16 protein-coding genes are annotated in these 15,173 nt (G+C 47.1%); 1 reads left to right on the top strand and 15 read right to left on the bottom strand.

Translation table 11 applies throughout. The annotated features are described in order from the left end of the window. Window positions 1-80: 80 nt before the first annotated feature. The 14 genes from dinG to EC604_RS21125 form a co-directional block, all read right to left on the bottom strand. Entirely contained in the window at window positions 81-2,942 is a 2,862-nt protein-coding gene (gene dinG / locus EC604_RS21185) for an ATP-dependent DNA helicase DinG (RefSeq protein WP_123066046.1), read from the bottom strand. A 143-nt stretch (window positions 2,943-3,085) separates the two neighbouring features. Continuing rightward, a complete protein-coding gene (locus tag EC604_RS29975; protein ID WP_161557002.1) occupies window positions 3,086-3,259 on the bottom strand; it encodes a hypothetical protein in 174 nt (57 codons plus the stop codon). Further along, window positions 3,252-3,872, bottom strand: a complete 621-nt coding sequence (locus EC604_RS21180; protein ID WP_240037071.1) for a tetratricopeptide repeat protein — start codon at window positions 3,870-3,872, stop codon at window positions 3,252-3,254. The genes EC604_RS29975 and EC604_RS21180 overlap by 8 nt, the downstream gene beginning before the upstream one ends. A 116-nt stretch (window positions 3,873-3,988) precedes the next feature. Next, window positions 3,989-4,372 carry an aspartate 1-decarboxylase gene (gene panD, locus EC604_RS21175; protein ID WP_123066044.1) on the bottom strand — a complete coding sequence of 128 codons (384 nt, stop codon included), beginning with the start codon at window positions 4,370-4,372 and terminating at the stop codon, window positions 3,989-3,991. Beyond that, window positions 4,365-5,267 (bottom strand): pantoate--beta-alanine ligase, encoded by a 903-nt coding sequence (gene panC, locus EC604_RS21170; protein ID WP_123066043.1) that lies wholly within the window; start codon window positions 5,265-5,267, stop codon window positions 4,365-4,367. The genes panD and panC overlap by 8 nt, the downstream gene beginning before the upstream one ends. Beyond that, window positions 5,267-6,139, bottom strand: a complete 873-nt coding sequence (gene panB / locus EC604_RS21165) for a 3-methyl-2-oxobutanoate hydroxymethyltransferase (RefSeq protein WP_123066042.1) — start codon at window positions 6,137-6,139, stop codon at window positions 5,267-5,269. Before panB ends, panC begins: the two co-directional genes overlap by 1 nt. A gap of 352 nt (window positions 6,140-6,491) precedes the next feature. After that, the gene (locus tag EC604_RS21160; protein WP_123066041.1) at window positions 6,492-7,469 is read right to left on the bottom strand and encodes a biotin--[acetyl-CoA-carboxylase] ligase; all 978 of its coding nucleotides are present in this window, start codon (window positions 7,467-7,469) and stop codon (window positions 6,492-6,494) included. Then, entirely contained in the window at window positions 7,456-8,754 is a 1,299-nt protein-coding gene (locus EC604_RS21155) for a CCA tRNA nucleotidyltransferase (protein ID WP_151458105.1), read from the bottom strand. Before EC604_RS21155 ends, EC604_RS21160 begins: the two co-directional genes overlap by 14 nt. A gap of 41 nt (window positions 8,755-8,795) precedes the next feature. Then, window positions 8,796-9,956 (bottom strand): N-acetyl-alpha-D-glucosaminyl L-malate synthase BshA, encoded by a 1,161-nt coding sequence (gene bshA / locus EC604_RS21150; RefSeq protein ID WP_123066039.1) that lies wholly within the window; start codon window positions 9,954-9,956, stop codon window positions 8,796-8,798. A gap of 127 nt (window positions 9,957-10,083) precedes the next feature. Beyond that, on the bottom strand, window positions 10,084-10,773 hold the full coding sequence (bshB1, locus tag EC604_RS21145; RefSeq protein WP_123066038.1) for a bacillithiol biosynthesis deacetylase BshB1: 690 nt from the start codon (window positions 10,771-10,773) through the stop codon (window positions 10,084-10,086). Further along, on the bottom strand, window positions 10,770-11,210 hold the full coding sequence (mgsA, locus tag EC604_RS21140; RefSeq protein ID WP_090917168.1) for a methylglyoxal synthase: 441 nt from the start codon (window positions 11,208-11,210) through the stop codon (window positions 10,770-10,772). The genes bshB1 and mgsA overlap by 4 nt, the downstream gene beginning before the upstream one ends. An 18-nt stretch (window positions 11,211-11,228) precedes the next feature. Beyond that, window positions 11,229-12,032: a 4-hydroxy-tetrahydrodipicolinate reductase gene (gene dapB / locus EC604_RS21135; protein WP_090917170.1), complete on the bottom strand. Its 804-nt coding sequence runs from the start codon at window positions 12,030-12,032 to the stop codon at window positions 11,229-11,231. A 98-nt stretch (window positions 12,033-12,130) separates the two neighbouring features. Then, on the bottom strand, window positions 12,131-12,655 hold the full coding sequence (locus EC604_RS21130; protein ID WP_123066037.1) for a tetratricopeptide repeat protein: 525 nt from the start codon (window positions 12,653-12,655) through the stop codon (window positions 12,131-12,133). Window positions 12,656-12,705: 50 nt separating this feature from the next. Then, window positions 12,706-13,035, bottom strand: coding sequence for a nucleotide pyrophosphohydrolase (locus EC604_RS21125; RefSeq protein ID WP_090917174.1), 330 nt, complete (start codon window positions 13,033-13,035; stop codon window positions 12,706-12,708). A 196-nt stretch (window positions 13,036-13,231) separates the two neighbouring features. Between EC604_RS21125 and EC604_RS21120 the strand changes: the two genes are divergently transcribed. Beyond that, window positions 13,232-14,101, top strand: coding sequence for a YitT family protein (locus tag EC604_RS21120; protein ID WP_123066036.1), 870 nt, complete (start codon window positions 13,232-13,234; stop codon window positions 14,099-14,101). A 140-nt stretch (window positions 14,102-14,241) separates the two neighbouring features. Here the strand turns inward: EC604_RS21120 and EC604_RS21115 are convergent, their stop codons facing one another. Continuing rightward, window positions 14,242-15,111, bottom strand: a complete 870-nt coding sequence (locus tag EC604_RS21115) for a sporulation protein YpjB (protein ID WP_161557001.1) — start codon at window positions 15,109-15,111, stop codon at window positions 14,242-14,244. Window positions 15,112-15,173: the final 62 nt, after the last annotated feature.

Here is a 15,173-nt window from a genome sequence, read left to right as displayed (position 1 = left end):
CTGTTCTAACTTTGTGAAGTCTTTTCCAAAGTTTAACGCCATGTTGAAGTACAATGCAATGTTATAGCCGTACATCGTAATTATTTTTGATTTTCCGCAGGTCGATCCAACCATTCAGCAATACGGGGAACCATCTGTTCTGTGAGCATATGCTCCATCTTTGGTCCCGGTAACGAATACAGGAAGTACTTGCCGTAATAAGCTTCAATCACTCGTGTATCATACACAATGACGATCCCGCGATCTTTGCCCGTCCGAACGAGTCGGCCGAACCCCTGCTTAAAGCGAATGACTGCCTGCGGCACAGACAGCTTCATAAATGGATTTTTCTTTTGCTCTTGCAACAGTTCACTCTTCGCTTCCAGAAGCGGATGGTTAGGGGGCTGGAAAGGCAGTCTTACAATCGCAAGACAGGTCAGCGCTTCACCTGGAATATCTACGCCTTCCCAGAAACTGCTCGTACCCAGCAGGACTGCTGCTTTGGCATCCTGGAAGCGTCGGGTCAGCTTCGAACGATTCCCGCTGTCAACACCCTGCCCCAGCAGCGAGATGTCATTCCCGGACAAAGCCTCTTTCAGCGGCTCGTAGACTTGTCGAAGCATTTTGTAAGAGGTAAACAGTACCATCATACGTCCTTGGGTTGCTATCGCCGTCTCGGCAAGAGAATGCACCAGCATCTGTACAAAGTGTGCGTCACCTACACTCCCCTTCAAACTCGGGAAATCCCGCGGGATAACTAACAAAGCTTGTTCCCGATAATTAAATGGAGAAGGCAGCATAGAAGTTAGAAGCCGGTTATTGTCGGCAGCTTCCTGCAGGCCCAGCTGCTCAATCATGAACTGGAATGACTTATCCACCGATAACGTAGCCGATGTAAGTACAACGCTTTTCTTTTTATCGAAAAACATCTCTTTCAATTGCGCACTCACATCCACCGGAACAGCGTATAACTGGAGTGACTTACTACGGAACTGTCCGCTGGCCTCCATCCAGTACACGGTCTTGGCATCATCCATACGCATGAAAAATCTTAAATTTTCCTTCATCGTTGTCAGATCTTTCAAAAGCCCGGTGATATCTGTAATCAGACTGTCGGACTGGTAATCATCCTGATCTTCTTTTACTTCGAGCAGTAGTTTGTCACCCTTGCGCACCAAATCACCTAATGTCACATAGATCTGGTTCTCCAAATCCTGCAACTCTTGCCACTTGGCAGGCTTCTGGGACGCTTTAAGCCGTAATGAGAACTGTCCAGTCTCCCCTGGAGAAGCATCACTCCGTTCAGGCAGAAGACCAAACAAAGCATCGCTTAGACGATCCCACATTTCCTTCACTTCAACGGCGAGGGGAAACATCTGATCCACCATCGAACCCCACTGTACACCGTTTTCGTGCCCTGACAATTGAGAGCGAAGCATCGGAAGCTGACCATTACGACTATCTTTAAACAAACGGGTCAGTGTGTGTACAAGCGTAAAATACTTCATGTGAAGCCCCAAATGTTTACCCGCTACATCTTCAAGATGATGCGCCTCATCAATGACCAGGCTTTCGTAAGCTGGCAACAGCTGATGAGCAGCTTTCACGTCTGTAAATAGCTTCGAGTGATTGGTGATCACGATGTCAGAAAGTCCTGCCTCATGTTTCGCACGATGATAGAAGCACTTGCGGAACCACGGACAGGATCTACCGAGACAAGACTCGGACTCGCTCTGCACCGTTTCCCAGAAATCTCCTCCGCGTGCACTGAGGTTCAATTCTTCATCGTCACCCGTTTCGGTTTGGGTAAGCCACACAATCATTTGTGCTGCCGTGAAGTAGTCCTCTTTCGGCGTAGCAAACTCACGTTTGTTGATTTTGTGTTCGAATTTGCGTAGACAGAGATAGTGGCCTCTCCCCTTGAACACGGAAGCTTTGAATGGAAAAGGCACCACCTGCGTCAGCATCGGAATATCCCGTTCACGCAGTTGTTCTTGCAAGTTAATGGTGTGAGTGCTTACCATCACCTTCTGCTCTTGTTTTACACTTTCATAAATAGCAGGCAACAAGTATCCCAGGGATTTCCCTGTTCCCGTTCCGGCTTCCAGCAGAAGATGTTTCTCTTCGTCCAGCGCCTGCCGTACACTGCCAAACATCTGTGTCTGTGCTTCACGCTCTTCATAATGATCCAGTGTCTCTTTCAGGTTCGCTCTCACCTGATCCAAGAACTGATCAAAGGTCACGCCCTCCAGAGGGTTCGCTTCTCTTTCATCACGAGGCGCTCCAATTTCCGTCCAGTCACTGACGGTAAGTGCCAGCTGACGGTAATACGTATGACCATCCAGGTCTTGAATCGGTTCTGCTTCCTTCTCCGCACGTAGTCCGTCGAAAAACCAGCCCAGATCACTGTCCTCTGGTGCAAACAGATCGCTAAGACGCTGAATTGTAATTAATGGCAGCTCCCTAAGTTCATCGAGACATTTAAGCAGAACATGAGCTGTTGCGAGTGCATCACTGTCGGCCTGATGGGGCCGGTCATGTTCAAATCCAAATTCGGCTGATACATAACCAAGCTGGTATGAACCCAGCGACGGAAATGTAATTTTCAAAAAATCAATCGTATCCAGAATTCGACCTGTAAACGGTAAATATCCACATCGATCAAGCGCATTCTGTAAAAAATAAAAATCAAATGCAACATTATGGCCCACCAAAACCACATCGTCAAGAAGCGGTACCATCTCCATCATCATCTCTTCAAGAGATGGAGCTTCCGCGACATCTTCTTCTGTAATACCGGTTAACCCTGTAATAAATGGTGGAATGGGAACACCCGGATTTACATAAGAACTATATATTTGAGTTATGCTGAAGTCATGGTCTATAATGGCAAGTCCGGCCTGTATGATCTCACCGTCGGACTGCGTGCCGGTTGTTTCGAAATCCAAAACGGCAAATTTCATTGCAATATACGATCCCTTCCATTCCAGTCTATGTTACAGCATAGCAAAAAAAAGGACATTTGAAAATTAACTGACAAAAAAGCGGTGTTTCCACCGCTATGCCAAAGGAGGAAACACCGTTCTTTTGTTGCCAAATGTTCTTTTCAATTCAGGGCAGTCAGGGCGTGTCTTGAAGCCGACTGAAATGCATCTTTTACCGCCTTTTCGCCCCCTGCTGCGTCACTTTCCCCTTGGCGTGCCGCGGCACGCCTGCGGTAAACTTCCTGCCTTGGAACGAAAATTCGGCAAAATTGGCTTCCTTCAGCGTTTTCAAACACACCCTAGCTGGTTTGCATATTGCAGTTTACCTCTGTTCAGTCTGCAAACTTCCATGTTATACAGAGGTTCGGTCAACGTCGGGTCATACTGAAGGGCCTGGGCAAACAGGGAGCATGCTGCTTCTGGATTGGAAAGCTTCGCCTGAATACAGCCCAGCGCGTTACATACAAGGCCTTTGAGTCTTGCCGATCCCTTAAGTAGCATAATTTGTTGTAAATGGGTTTCAGACTCATAAATCTGCTCCAGGCTTAAGTGTGCGAGTGCCAGATAAAAACGGGTTAAGGCACTATCCGGGTAATCGTTCACCACCCGTAAGAATTGATCAATAGCCTGCGGGTACATCTGCAACTTGAAATATCCTTGGCCCCGGCTGAAGCATTCCAGATGAAGTTCAGGCAAAGCTGTCACTGCTTCCTGCTCCGGCTCAAGAGAAGCTGGTTTGTCCAGCTCTCTTTCCCGAATCTGACTCATCTTTTCTTCAAACATCAGCCATTCATCCAGCATCCCGTCACTCATTCGTTTGAGCAAATTCCATTTCTGTAATAACTCCTGTTTGTCCAGACCTTCAGCGGAAGGATAGCTCTTGATAATTTCATCTAACATGTCGTTCATTTCGGCGAAAACATGCTGGAACATCGATGCATCCCCACCCTTGGAAAATGAATTAGTGCAGTGACCTGTACTCATTTTTTGCTGGATGGGCTGATTTCATTCTCCTTCCCAGCCGATTACAAGATCGTGGCGTGAACCTCTTTCTTCATCGTCTGAACCGGTTTGTTCTGACCGTCCACAAACACCACGGTAGGTTTATGCGTGTTCGCTTCTTCCTGAGACATCATGGCATAAGAAATGATAATGACTGTATCTCCAGGCTGTACAAGACGAGCGGCGGCACCATTCAGACAAATGACGCCACTGCCCCTAGGCCCAGGAATAACGTAGGTTTCAAGCCTTGCTCCGTTGTTATTGTTCACAATTTGCACTTTTTCGTTTTCCATTAAATCCGAAGTTTCCATAAGATCTTCATCAATGGTAATGCTGCCCACATAATTCAAGTTGGCTTCCGTTACCGTAGCACGGTGAATCTTGGATTTCATTAGAGTTCTAAACATGGGACAGCACCTCCATTTTTTGAATACGTATATTATCAATCAATCTTGTTTTCCCAAATTTCACAGCCAGTGCAATCAGCAGATCATCATACGCCTTCAATTCCTCTTGGTCTGCAAGAGGCTCCAGACTTGGAAAAGCCTGAATCTCGGCATAATCAATGACAGCATGCGCAGATTTGCCAATATATTCACGAAGCAGACGGCGAATGTCCTCCGCTGTAACAGTTGTCCCGACTTGAACCGATTCCTGTGCGGCACGGAGTGCCTGAGACAAGACCAAAGCTTCCTGACGCAGCTCTGTGCTCAAATAGACATTACGGGAGCTGAGCGCCAAACCGTCCTGCTCACGAACGATCGGACAAGGGATAATGTCCACTGGCATATTCAGATCATGTACCATTTGCTCAATAACGGCCACCTGCTGGGCATCCTTCATACCAAAAAAAGCTTTTTGCGGTTGCACGATGTTAAACAGCTTCGAAACTACGGTAGTTACCCCGTTAAAATGCCCTGGCCGAGATGCCCCGCATAAGCGCTCTGTAATCCCGGATACAGCAATCGTCGTTTGTGTCGGCTGTGGATACATCTCATCCACCGAGGGAATAAATACGATATCTACCCCTTGAGCACGAGCCGTTTCCACGTCACGTTGTTCATCCCGCGGATAACTTTCAAAATCTTCATTCGGGCCAAACTGGATCGGGTTAACAAAGATGCTTAGAACAACGATGTGGCTCTGTTCTCTCGCTGCTTTCATCAGGCTGGCATGGCCTTGATGAAGGTATCCCATGGTGGGAACCAGTCCAACGATCGTTTCTTCGGAATGGATCGCTTGTTTTTTTCGCATCAGGCTTATTTCCTGTCTTAACTCTGTGATCGTGCGTATGACTTTCATCAGCGAATTTCCACCTTTTCTTTGCGTTGTCCATACAATCCATCCAGCACACCATCTGCTGCACTGAAGACATGCTCTTCAGCCGGGAAGGAGCGATCCTTCACTTCTTTTACATACGTTTCAATACTGCTGCGAATTACACTTCCTACATCACCATAGGTTTTGACAAATCGTTTAGGTGTGTATGGTGAAGCATATTGAACCACATCATGGAAAACGAGCACTTGACCGTCACACCCCCGTCCTGCTCCAATGCCAATGGTCGGGATCGACAGTTCTTTCGAGATTGCTTCGGCCACTTCTTCCGTCACGAGTTCGAGCACGATGCCAAAGGCCCCTGCGGCTTCAAGCGCTTTGGCTTCATCCATCAGACGTTTGGCATCTGCTGCATCCTTGCCTTGAATCCGGTAACCACCGATCTGATTCACCGATTGTGGTGTCAATCCAATATGCCCGAGTACAGGCACACCTGCTTGCACAACAGCCTTGACTGTCTCCGCGATTTCAACGCCGCCTTCCATTTTGACCGCTTGGGCATGACCTTCCTGCATCAATCGGCGAACACCTTTCAATGTTTCATCGATGCTGCCGTGATACGTCATAAAAGGCATATCTGCAACGATAAACGTGTGTTCCGCACCACGCACAACCGAACGAGTGTGATAGACCATATCATCAATCGTAACTGGCAAAGTTGAGTTATAACCAAGGACAACATTCCCCAAAGAGTCGCCCACCAAAATCATGTCAATGCCGGCTTCTTCTGCGAGCAGAGCAGTCGGATAGTCATAAGCTGTAATCATACTAAGCGGAATGCCATCCTGCTTGTATTTTTTCATTTTCACGATGTTTAATGCTTGTTTGTTTGCCATTTGTCTTGTGCCCCTCTCACCTTTTCAATTAAACGCAACAAAAAAACCTTTTAGTTTTCCACTAAAAAGTCCCGAAAAGTCAAAAAAGAGTCACTTGCGATCGTCCCTTCTGTCTCGGTCCTCTTCGGCTCAGAGCAGAATCCAACAACACATTGTCCTTATTCCATTATTTCCTTGCTAATGCTGTCCTACTTGCCTGCGTATAACGCATCAAGCAGAACAAAGGTTACTGCTCATCGGAGTGCAGCTCGGTCATTACAGCCCGATACCGCCTCACGAAAACAGTATACCAAAGTTCTACTCAAAGTTCACGTATTATGTTCGAGATGATCCAAGAAAATTCGACAAAACATCAGCTTTTCCAAGTCACTTCGCCAGATATGATCAGTTCTCGTGCCCCATCCTGCGTCTCAACCACCAGTGCTCCCGAATAGTCCAGCCCTACAGCAGTTCCTTCAATTACACCTTGAGGATTCGTAACAGTAACCTGTCGATTTAACGAAACGGACAATGCTTCCCAGAGTGTAGAAATAACTCCAAATCCCTCTTTTTGATATAAAAAATAAAGATGTTCCATTTCCGTCAAAATAGCGGCTGCCAGCCCCGTCCGATCAATAGCTTGCCCTGTTTCAATCTGAATCGAGGTGGCAATCTGTTGCAAATCTTTCGGGTAGTCCTGAAGATCAAAGTTTACATCCACACCAATACCGGCAATGCAATAGCGAACCTCATGGTCCTCCACCGCAGATTCAAGTAAAATGCCACATATCTTACGGTCATTAATCAACAAGTCATTCGGCCATTTAATGCCAGCCTCTGCACCAGTAAATGCTCGAATCGCTCGACATACAGCTACACCCGTCATAAGGGTAAGCTGGGGCGTATGGTTCAACGGTAATTCGGGGCGTAGCAGCACGCTCATCCAAATCCCTTTTCCCGGAGGAGAGAACCACTTGCGGCCGAAACGCCCCCTTCCCCCCGTCTGTTCTTCTGCGAAGACCACCGCACCCTCACTCTCGCCCTCTTCTGCCAGCTTAAGAACATCCGCCTGTGTAGAAGACGTTGAGGACAGCATGATCGCTTTACGGCCAAATGTCGTAGTCTTCAGTGCGAGTTGGAGAGCTGTCTCATCAATACTTTCCGGCCTGGTGACCAGGCGGTATCCTTTACGGGAAACGGCTTCAAACTCATACCCCATATCCCGTAATTTATTTACATGTTTCCATACCGCGGTTCGGCTGATGGACAGTTGCCGGCTAATCTCCTCGCCCGACACAAACTTTCCGTCAGCATGAAGTAACATATGTAATAAGTCCTCATGCTTGGTCATTCGCAGCCACCCGTTTCACTTCAGCACATAGTGTTTCATACTGATTCATTATATTTCCAATCGCCGTTTCCCTGAGCAGATGTTTCATGAGTTGCCCGAGCCAAGGTCCACCTTTGCGCTCCACTAATTGCAACACCTGTTCACCGGTGATTTCGAGTTCTTTTATTGCGTGGACTGGCATGGATCGACTCCAGTCTGCCGCGAGAGTTTGAACTTTAAGGAGTCGATCATGCGTCTGTTCAGTACCTTTACGCCACTGTGTCGGCAATTGCTCTTGCAACAACAGCCAGTCGTTAGCAGCCTGAGCACCACAATGGAGTACGGACAAAATCCAGTTTTCACGTAGCCCCTTATCATCTTCACACTGCTCCACAAAATCGGACACCAGTTGCTCCATCTGAAGTACACCCGTAATTCGAACACGTTGTTCATTGGAAAATGTCCACAGCCGCAATAACTTGTCTGCTTCTTCCCGGTTATATCCACCAGCCAGCAACACACATGACCATCGAAGCAGCACATGTTCTCCTGCCAAATGGTGCAAGCCAGTTAACAAATCTTTATTAAACCTGGAAGAATCCACTGGTGCTTTGACATACTCTAGCGCCCGGCTGCGAAATAATAATTCCAATCCCTTGAGCGGATGAGGACCTGCCATCATTTTTACCATCTCGGTACGAACCCGTTCCATAGCAATATGCCGAAGCAGTTCCCGTTGATCAACGAGTCCCTTCCAGGTATTATACGCAATCCTGAAATTAAAGACGGAAGCGAACCGAACACAACGCAACATACGCAAAGCATCCTCACCAAAACGCTCAACCGCCCGGCCTACACAACGAACAAGCTCTTGCTTAATATCAACTTGTCCGCCAAAAGGGTCAACTATAGCTCCCTTTACATCCATTGCAAGAGCATTCATGGTGAAATCCCGCCGCTCTAAATCTTCCTTGATATCCTGAACAAACTGCACTGCTGCAGGTCTGCGATTATCCTGATATTCCGACTCCGTCCGAAAGGTCGTCACTTCAAAGTAATAGCCGCCAGAGCGAACCGTCACAGTCCCGTGCTGTAATCCCGTAGGAATACAATCATCAAAGAGAGCCATAACTTGCTCGGGAGAAGCAGAGGTCGTAATGTCCATGTCGTCCACGGCACGCCCCAGCATTTCATCCCGAACACACCCGCCAACCCAATAGGCCTCAAAACCCTGTTCATTTAATCGAGTGAGGACATTCTCACTTTGTTTTGCCATTTCATCATCTGCTTGTGTCCATTGAACCACCACATATCACCTCTTCTCTTGCCTGCTGTGGTTCCCCATGCTTAACCGCAAATGGGATTGAGACTGGGGATTTCTCTTCCAAGCACACGGTAATATATCTTTTCATATTCCTGCCGAATGGAATCATTGCAGAAATCATGATGTGCACGATGAAGGCAAGCCTCCCGGATATCCGCAGCCAAACGCTCATTCGTCAGAAGACGAATCGCATTCTCAGCCATAGATTTGGTATCCCCAATCGGAGAGAGGAATCCTGTTTTCCCATGCAAAACAAGTTCTGGAATACCGCCAGCCTCCGAACCAATCGTAGGCACGCCACATGCCATCGCTTCAAGTGCTACCAGACCAAAGCTCTCTTTCTCGGACGGAAGCATTAAAATGTCGGCCATCGATATCACCTGAGCGACATCATCCTGTCTACCCAGGAAATGAACCTTTTCACTCAAGCCGAGTTCTTTAATTTTACACTGAATTTTGGGCAAGTCCGGGCCTTCACCCACAAACAACAATTTCGCAGGAACCTGCTCCTGAACTTGACGGAATACTTCCACTACGTCTTGTGTTCGCTTGACTGGACGGAAGTTCGAGATATGCATCAATATTTTTTCATGAGGGGCAGCAAAATCACGGCGCAGACTCGCTGCATCTCTTGGATAATAGACACGTTTATCTATAAAATTATAGGTCAGATCAATTGGGCGCTGAATATCCAGCAGTTCAACCGTTTCGCGAATCAAATCCTGAGAAACAGCTGTTACCGCATCACTCTCATTGATCGCAAGACGGATCAGATCTTTCAACGATTCATCCTGAGCCAGTACCGTGATATCCGTTCCGTGCAAGGTTGTAACCACTTTGAGGTTGTCTCCAACCATCTGTTTGGCTAGAAATGCGCATACAGCATGCGGTACTGCATAATGAACATGCAGCAAGTCTAGCTGTTGAGCCTTTGCCACCTGAGCCATTTTGGTCGCTAAAGACAGGTCATACGGAGGATACCGAAACACGTAATAATCGTTAACCTCTACTTCATGATAAAAGATATTCTTCTGAAATTTTCCTAATCTGAACGGAATGCTGTTCGCAATAAAATGAACCTGATGTCCCTGTTCGGCCAGCAATTTGCCGAGTTCCGTTGCGACAACCCCGGATCCTCCGAGGGACGGATAACAGGTGATTCCGATTTTTAGCTTTTGATCCATCCGGTTGGACGCTCCTTTGATCTCCCGCATATTGCAGGTTGATATCATGCAACGGAAATTCACTGATGCCATGATTTGTTTAAGTGTATATTCAATGTTCTATCCATATAAACAGAGGTAGAGGCAATTAGACGCCAAACTGTTTCACTATATAAGGTGTTATCGTTGCAAATCCTTCTGCAAACGGGATCAAGCTACGTTGTCCAAGCAAGGAATCACGTGCCCTCACCCGTTCGATATAACCTTGATTCAGCGGTGTAGATACGATGCCTGCACCCTGCTCGAACTGAGATCGATAACAGCGGAGTGAGGCTTCCTTTTGTTCATAGTGTTCCGTAATATCTACAATCAAATCCGTAGGGCCGATATCGTTGATAAAATAAAAGTAAGTTTCCTTCACTTGTACAGCCGGCATGTCCGGCATATAATTTCGAAGCTTCGCATTAAACACTGCTTCTTGCACCAGTTTACTGCACATAATATGATCGGGATGCCGATCCTCCCAATAAGGTGCAAAAACAATTCGGGGTGCATGTCTGCGAATCTCAGCGGTAATCGCTTGTACATGTTCCGGCGTAATATACAGCCCGCGGTCAGGTAATCCGAGATTTGTTCGACACGAAAGACCGAGGACGCGTGAGGCTTGCTCCGCTTCCTCGGTTCTGCGCTCCACGGTGCCATTGGAGGACATCTCCGCACGAGTCAGGTCACATACACCTACCTTTAACCCGGCAGCCGTATGTTTCGCAATCGTTCCAGCCATGCCAATCTCGGCATCGTCCGCATGTGCACCGAAGATAAGAATATCGAGACTCATTGAGAGTCACCCGTATTCAATCCAGCGTCCGGCTTATACTTATGTACGAGTTCCCTCCAAGCAAAATCGCCACGGTCAAGAGCTTTAACAAGGATCTCGGCTGTTGCAATATTGGTTGCCAGTGGGATACCCTGAACATCGCATAGGCGAAGCAGTGCATTAATGTCCGGCTCGTGGGGTTGCGCCATTAACGGATCGCGAAGGAAAATGATCAGATCCATCTCGTTTTGTGCAACCAACGCTCCAATCTGTTGGTCTCCCCCAAGCGGCCCTGATTCAAAACGATGAATCTGCAGGGATGTCCCTTCCATAATACGAAGACCTGTCGTACCCGTTGAATATAATTGATGGTCTGTAAACACAGGCTCATAAGCGGTAACGAAGTTTACCATTTCTTCTTTTTTACGATCATGGGCAATAAATGCGATTTTTAACATGACAATCTTCAATCTCCTTTAGTCGATAAAGTGGTCAAAGCCGTAAACGAGTCCTGTATATTCCATCACCTTTTGTACGCCGATCTTGACTCCTGGCATATAACCAGCACGCTCATATGAATCATGACGAATTTTCAGCGACTGTCCGTAATCGCCAAATACAACTTCCTGCTGTGCAAATACACCTGGCAAACGTACGCTGTGGATGCGGAATCCGTTATAATATCCCCCACGCGCGCCCTCAATTGTTTCTTCTTCGTTTGGATTGCCTTGACGAATTTCTTCACGATTCGCTGCAATCAATTCTGCTGTTTTGATCGCCGTTCCGGAAGGTGCATCCAACTTCTGATCACCGTGATATTCAATGATCTCTACGTTAGGCATATGTTTGGCTGCCTGTGCTGCAAAACGCATCATAAGGATGGCTCCAATCGAGAAATTAGGAGCGATCAGCCCACCAATACCTTTCTCCTGGCACTGCTTGTCCAACTGTTCAATCTGCTCCGGCGTGAAGCCGGTAACACCCATGACGGGTCTTACGCCATGGCGGATAGCAATCTCTGTATGAGCAAAAGCAAATTGAGGCACTGTAAAGTCAACCATGACCTGTGGTTTGGTTTCAGCAAAAGCCATCTCGATATCATCTGTTACCAATACGCCACACTCAGGCAGTCCTACCAGCGTTCCTGCATCCGTGCCTGCTCCGGAGCGGTTGACAGCGGCTGCAAGCTCCAAATCCGGGTCTTGCAGTACCAGTTTCACAACTTCACGGCCCATTCGCCCAGCCGCTCCGATCACGGCAACTCTAATCACTTCACTCATCTTGGCTGCATCTCCTTCACTATGTTAGTTCATCTAATCGTTTTAACCCATGCATCTCATCCAGTCTGTATTGTTGCAACACTTGACTGTGATGTCACTTACTGCATCGATTTCAACCGTTGCTTCGTTTGTTGTAACATCTGATACAACTGCCCGTTCTGCGGATCAAGCAGAATTGCGTCCTGTAGCACTTGAAGGGCACTTTCGTATTCGTTCAGATCGCTGTGAGCCAGAGCCAGCATCACATGTGCCTCCACAGACAGTGGATCCAGCCTAATGGCTTCTTTAAGAAGCTGAGAAGCCTCGACATAAGGCTTGCATGATTCTGTTCCAACCTGCTCAAGCAACAATTTGGCTCTAACTGTAAGTTGTTTCGCTTCAAGTGTCTGCAGATGAAGCACATATTCCTCGACACCTTCGGATAGTTCAACTGCCTTGCGGGCATATTCAAGTGCAGGAAGCAAATGTTTGCTTCGGGCGTGCGTGATGGAACAGCGATAATATAACTCGGCATGTTCCGGGTGAGCATGAATAGCCGCTTCGAACCAGCGAATGGCTTGCTCAAAATCATTTTGCAATATACAGCGGTAAGCCTGCTGCATATAATCTTCCGGTTTCATCATCAAGCTGACCCTCCCCGTGCGGGTGATGGTACAGCATATGTAATCTACGCCTAATCGGTGTTTTTTGGAGTCCACCGATTTGCGTCGCGGGTATTAAATTTATGCATAACTTTGTCATGCGCTTCAGCCAAATCAATACCGAGCGAGTTTGCAAAGCAGATGGTGATAAACAAAATATCACCAAGCTCAAGTTCAATTGAATTGGCAGCTTCGGAAGCTTTCTTCGGTTTCTCTCCGAACTCGTGATTCACTTCACGGGCAAGCTCTCCAACCTCTTCAGACATCCGGGCCAGCATGGCCAGAGGACTGAAATATCCCTCTTTGAATTGAGAAATATAGAGGTCAACCTCACGCTGCATTTCCGCCATACTTTTCTCCATGAGAGCAGGTTCTCCTTCTATTCTGATGTCGTGTTTGTTCCTAATAATATCAGTTATTGATGTTTACTTCCACCATCATACGGCACAAATCATGATTAATGTCCGGCATAAATCATTTTTAAAGACTATAGAAACAGGTATACTAAGATGGGAATGATCACTTCCTCATTCTAATTCAAGTACAGAGAGGGATCTTATGAGCACTACCAAAACGTGGTTTCAACTAAAACTTGTACTCCCAATACTGTTGGGTACAGCTTTATACGCCTTTGGGCTTCTTTATTTTATTATCCCCAATCAGTTGATGGAGGGCGGGCTTACCGGGGTTACCGTGTTGATTAACTATGCCTTCGGGGTGTCTCCTTCCCTGACCACTCTTATTTTAAATGTTCCGCTATTTCTGATTGGGCTTAAAGTGCTCGGTAGTAGACAGATGATGTATACCGGAATCGGGATCGGGGCATTGACCTTATTTCTGTGGCTGTTTGAGAAAATGATTCATCAAGGCTGGATTGAACCGTTACATACTGAGAATGACCTTCTCCTGGCCGCATTATATGCAGGGGTTACCTTGGGAGCCGGCCTTGGCATCGTGTTCCGCTGGGGGGGTACGACAGGTGGTTCCGACATTATCGCGCGTATCCTGAATCGAAAATACGGATGGAGTATGGGACGAGTGCTGTTAGGTATCGACTTTGTGATCATTGGCCTTTCCCTCATTTACATTCCCAAGGAAAAAATTCTGTATACACTCGTCGCTGTGTTTATTGCATCTAAAGTGATTGATTTCATTCAGGAAGGTGCATATTCAGCCCGTGCATTTATGATCATCAGCGATCATGCTCCCGAGATTGCCGATCAGATCACCAAAGATATGGATCGCGGCGTTACGCTCATTCCAGCCATCGGCGCTTACTCGAAACAAGCAAAACATATGGCCTACTGTGTTATTTCCAGGCAAGAGTTTCGCAGATTACAGACGATTGTACGTTCCATTGATCCCAGGGCATTTGTCATTATCAGTGATGTACATGATGTGCATGGGGAAGGTTTCAAAGAAAGCTGAGACTTTGCTCTAACGATAGGAAAGATGCAACAAAGAAACCTCTTCCCACAAGTAAAAGTCAGTCTAAAGCCTGTCTTTGTGGCAAGAGGTTTTCGTTGTTCTTTTATGATACATCTAGCATGATAAATAGGAAAAACTGACTAGCGGCGATATGTAAAGATATCCTGTTGCTCGGCACGATACTTTCGGTACCCCGCATAACTTAGTGTAGCAACAATGACAGAACTTATCACCAGCCCTGCTGCCCTGCGATCTGGCCCCTGTACATAAGGCACAAAGGCGCTCTCATCCTTTTCACGTCCAAACAATTGATTCACTAGCTCTTCCCCATGCACAGCCATGCTACGTAGCTGTGATCCATCTGACTGCTTTGCGTGTGTCAGTCCTTTGAGATGGGATAACCACGCGTCCATTTGAGCGATCTGATACGGCTCAAGCCGAATGATTGCCGCTGGACGGATCGTTTCATAGTGCTCTTCAAGAACGCTAAAGCGATTAGTCAGAATAGCTGCATTGTTGTTCTGATTAGCTGCCAGTGATAATGCATCCAGATCACTCTTCACAATTTTATAATATTGGAGCCAGAGCGGTTTAGCCGGATTGGCTAGACTGTCCGCAGCAAGTCTGAGTTTGGCTGAGGTCTGCTGAAGTAAATGTCTATCCCCTTTGAATTTAGCAGCAGCCTCCTTGACTTCTACCACCGTTTCCGACAACGCATGGATGCCCTCGACAGAGGTTTTACCCTCAAACGAGACATGTGCCAGATTGTTATCGATCCGCGTAATACTGGCACGTACTTCCTCCATATTATTTTCGAGCACCCTGCGATAGAGTACAGCAGCCTCTTCGTTCAATTGTGCAATGGTATAAGTTGAGGACACTTCCTGATTCACATTTGGTTTGAAGTCACCACTTTGCGCGGATACCCGGTATGAAGCATTGGTCCAAAGCAGCAGAGCCATGAGTGATACCGTCAACCATCCCGCTAGACTCCCGAATGTTCTCTTCATGGACATCCCTCCCATCATCAATGTATGGCGAGGGACGGCTGGTTAGAACAAGCTAAGCTTGT

This window comes from Paenibacillus amylolyticus, assembly GCF_003719335.1.
GTDB lineage: Bacteria > Bacillota > Bacilli > Paenibacillales > Paenibacillaceae > Paenibacillus > Paenibacillus amylolyticus_D.
This window is presented reverse-complemented; position numbering and strand designations above follow the sequence as displayed.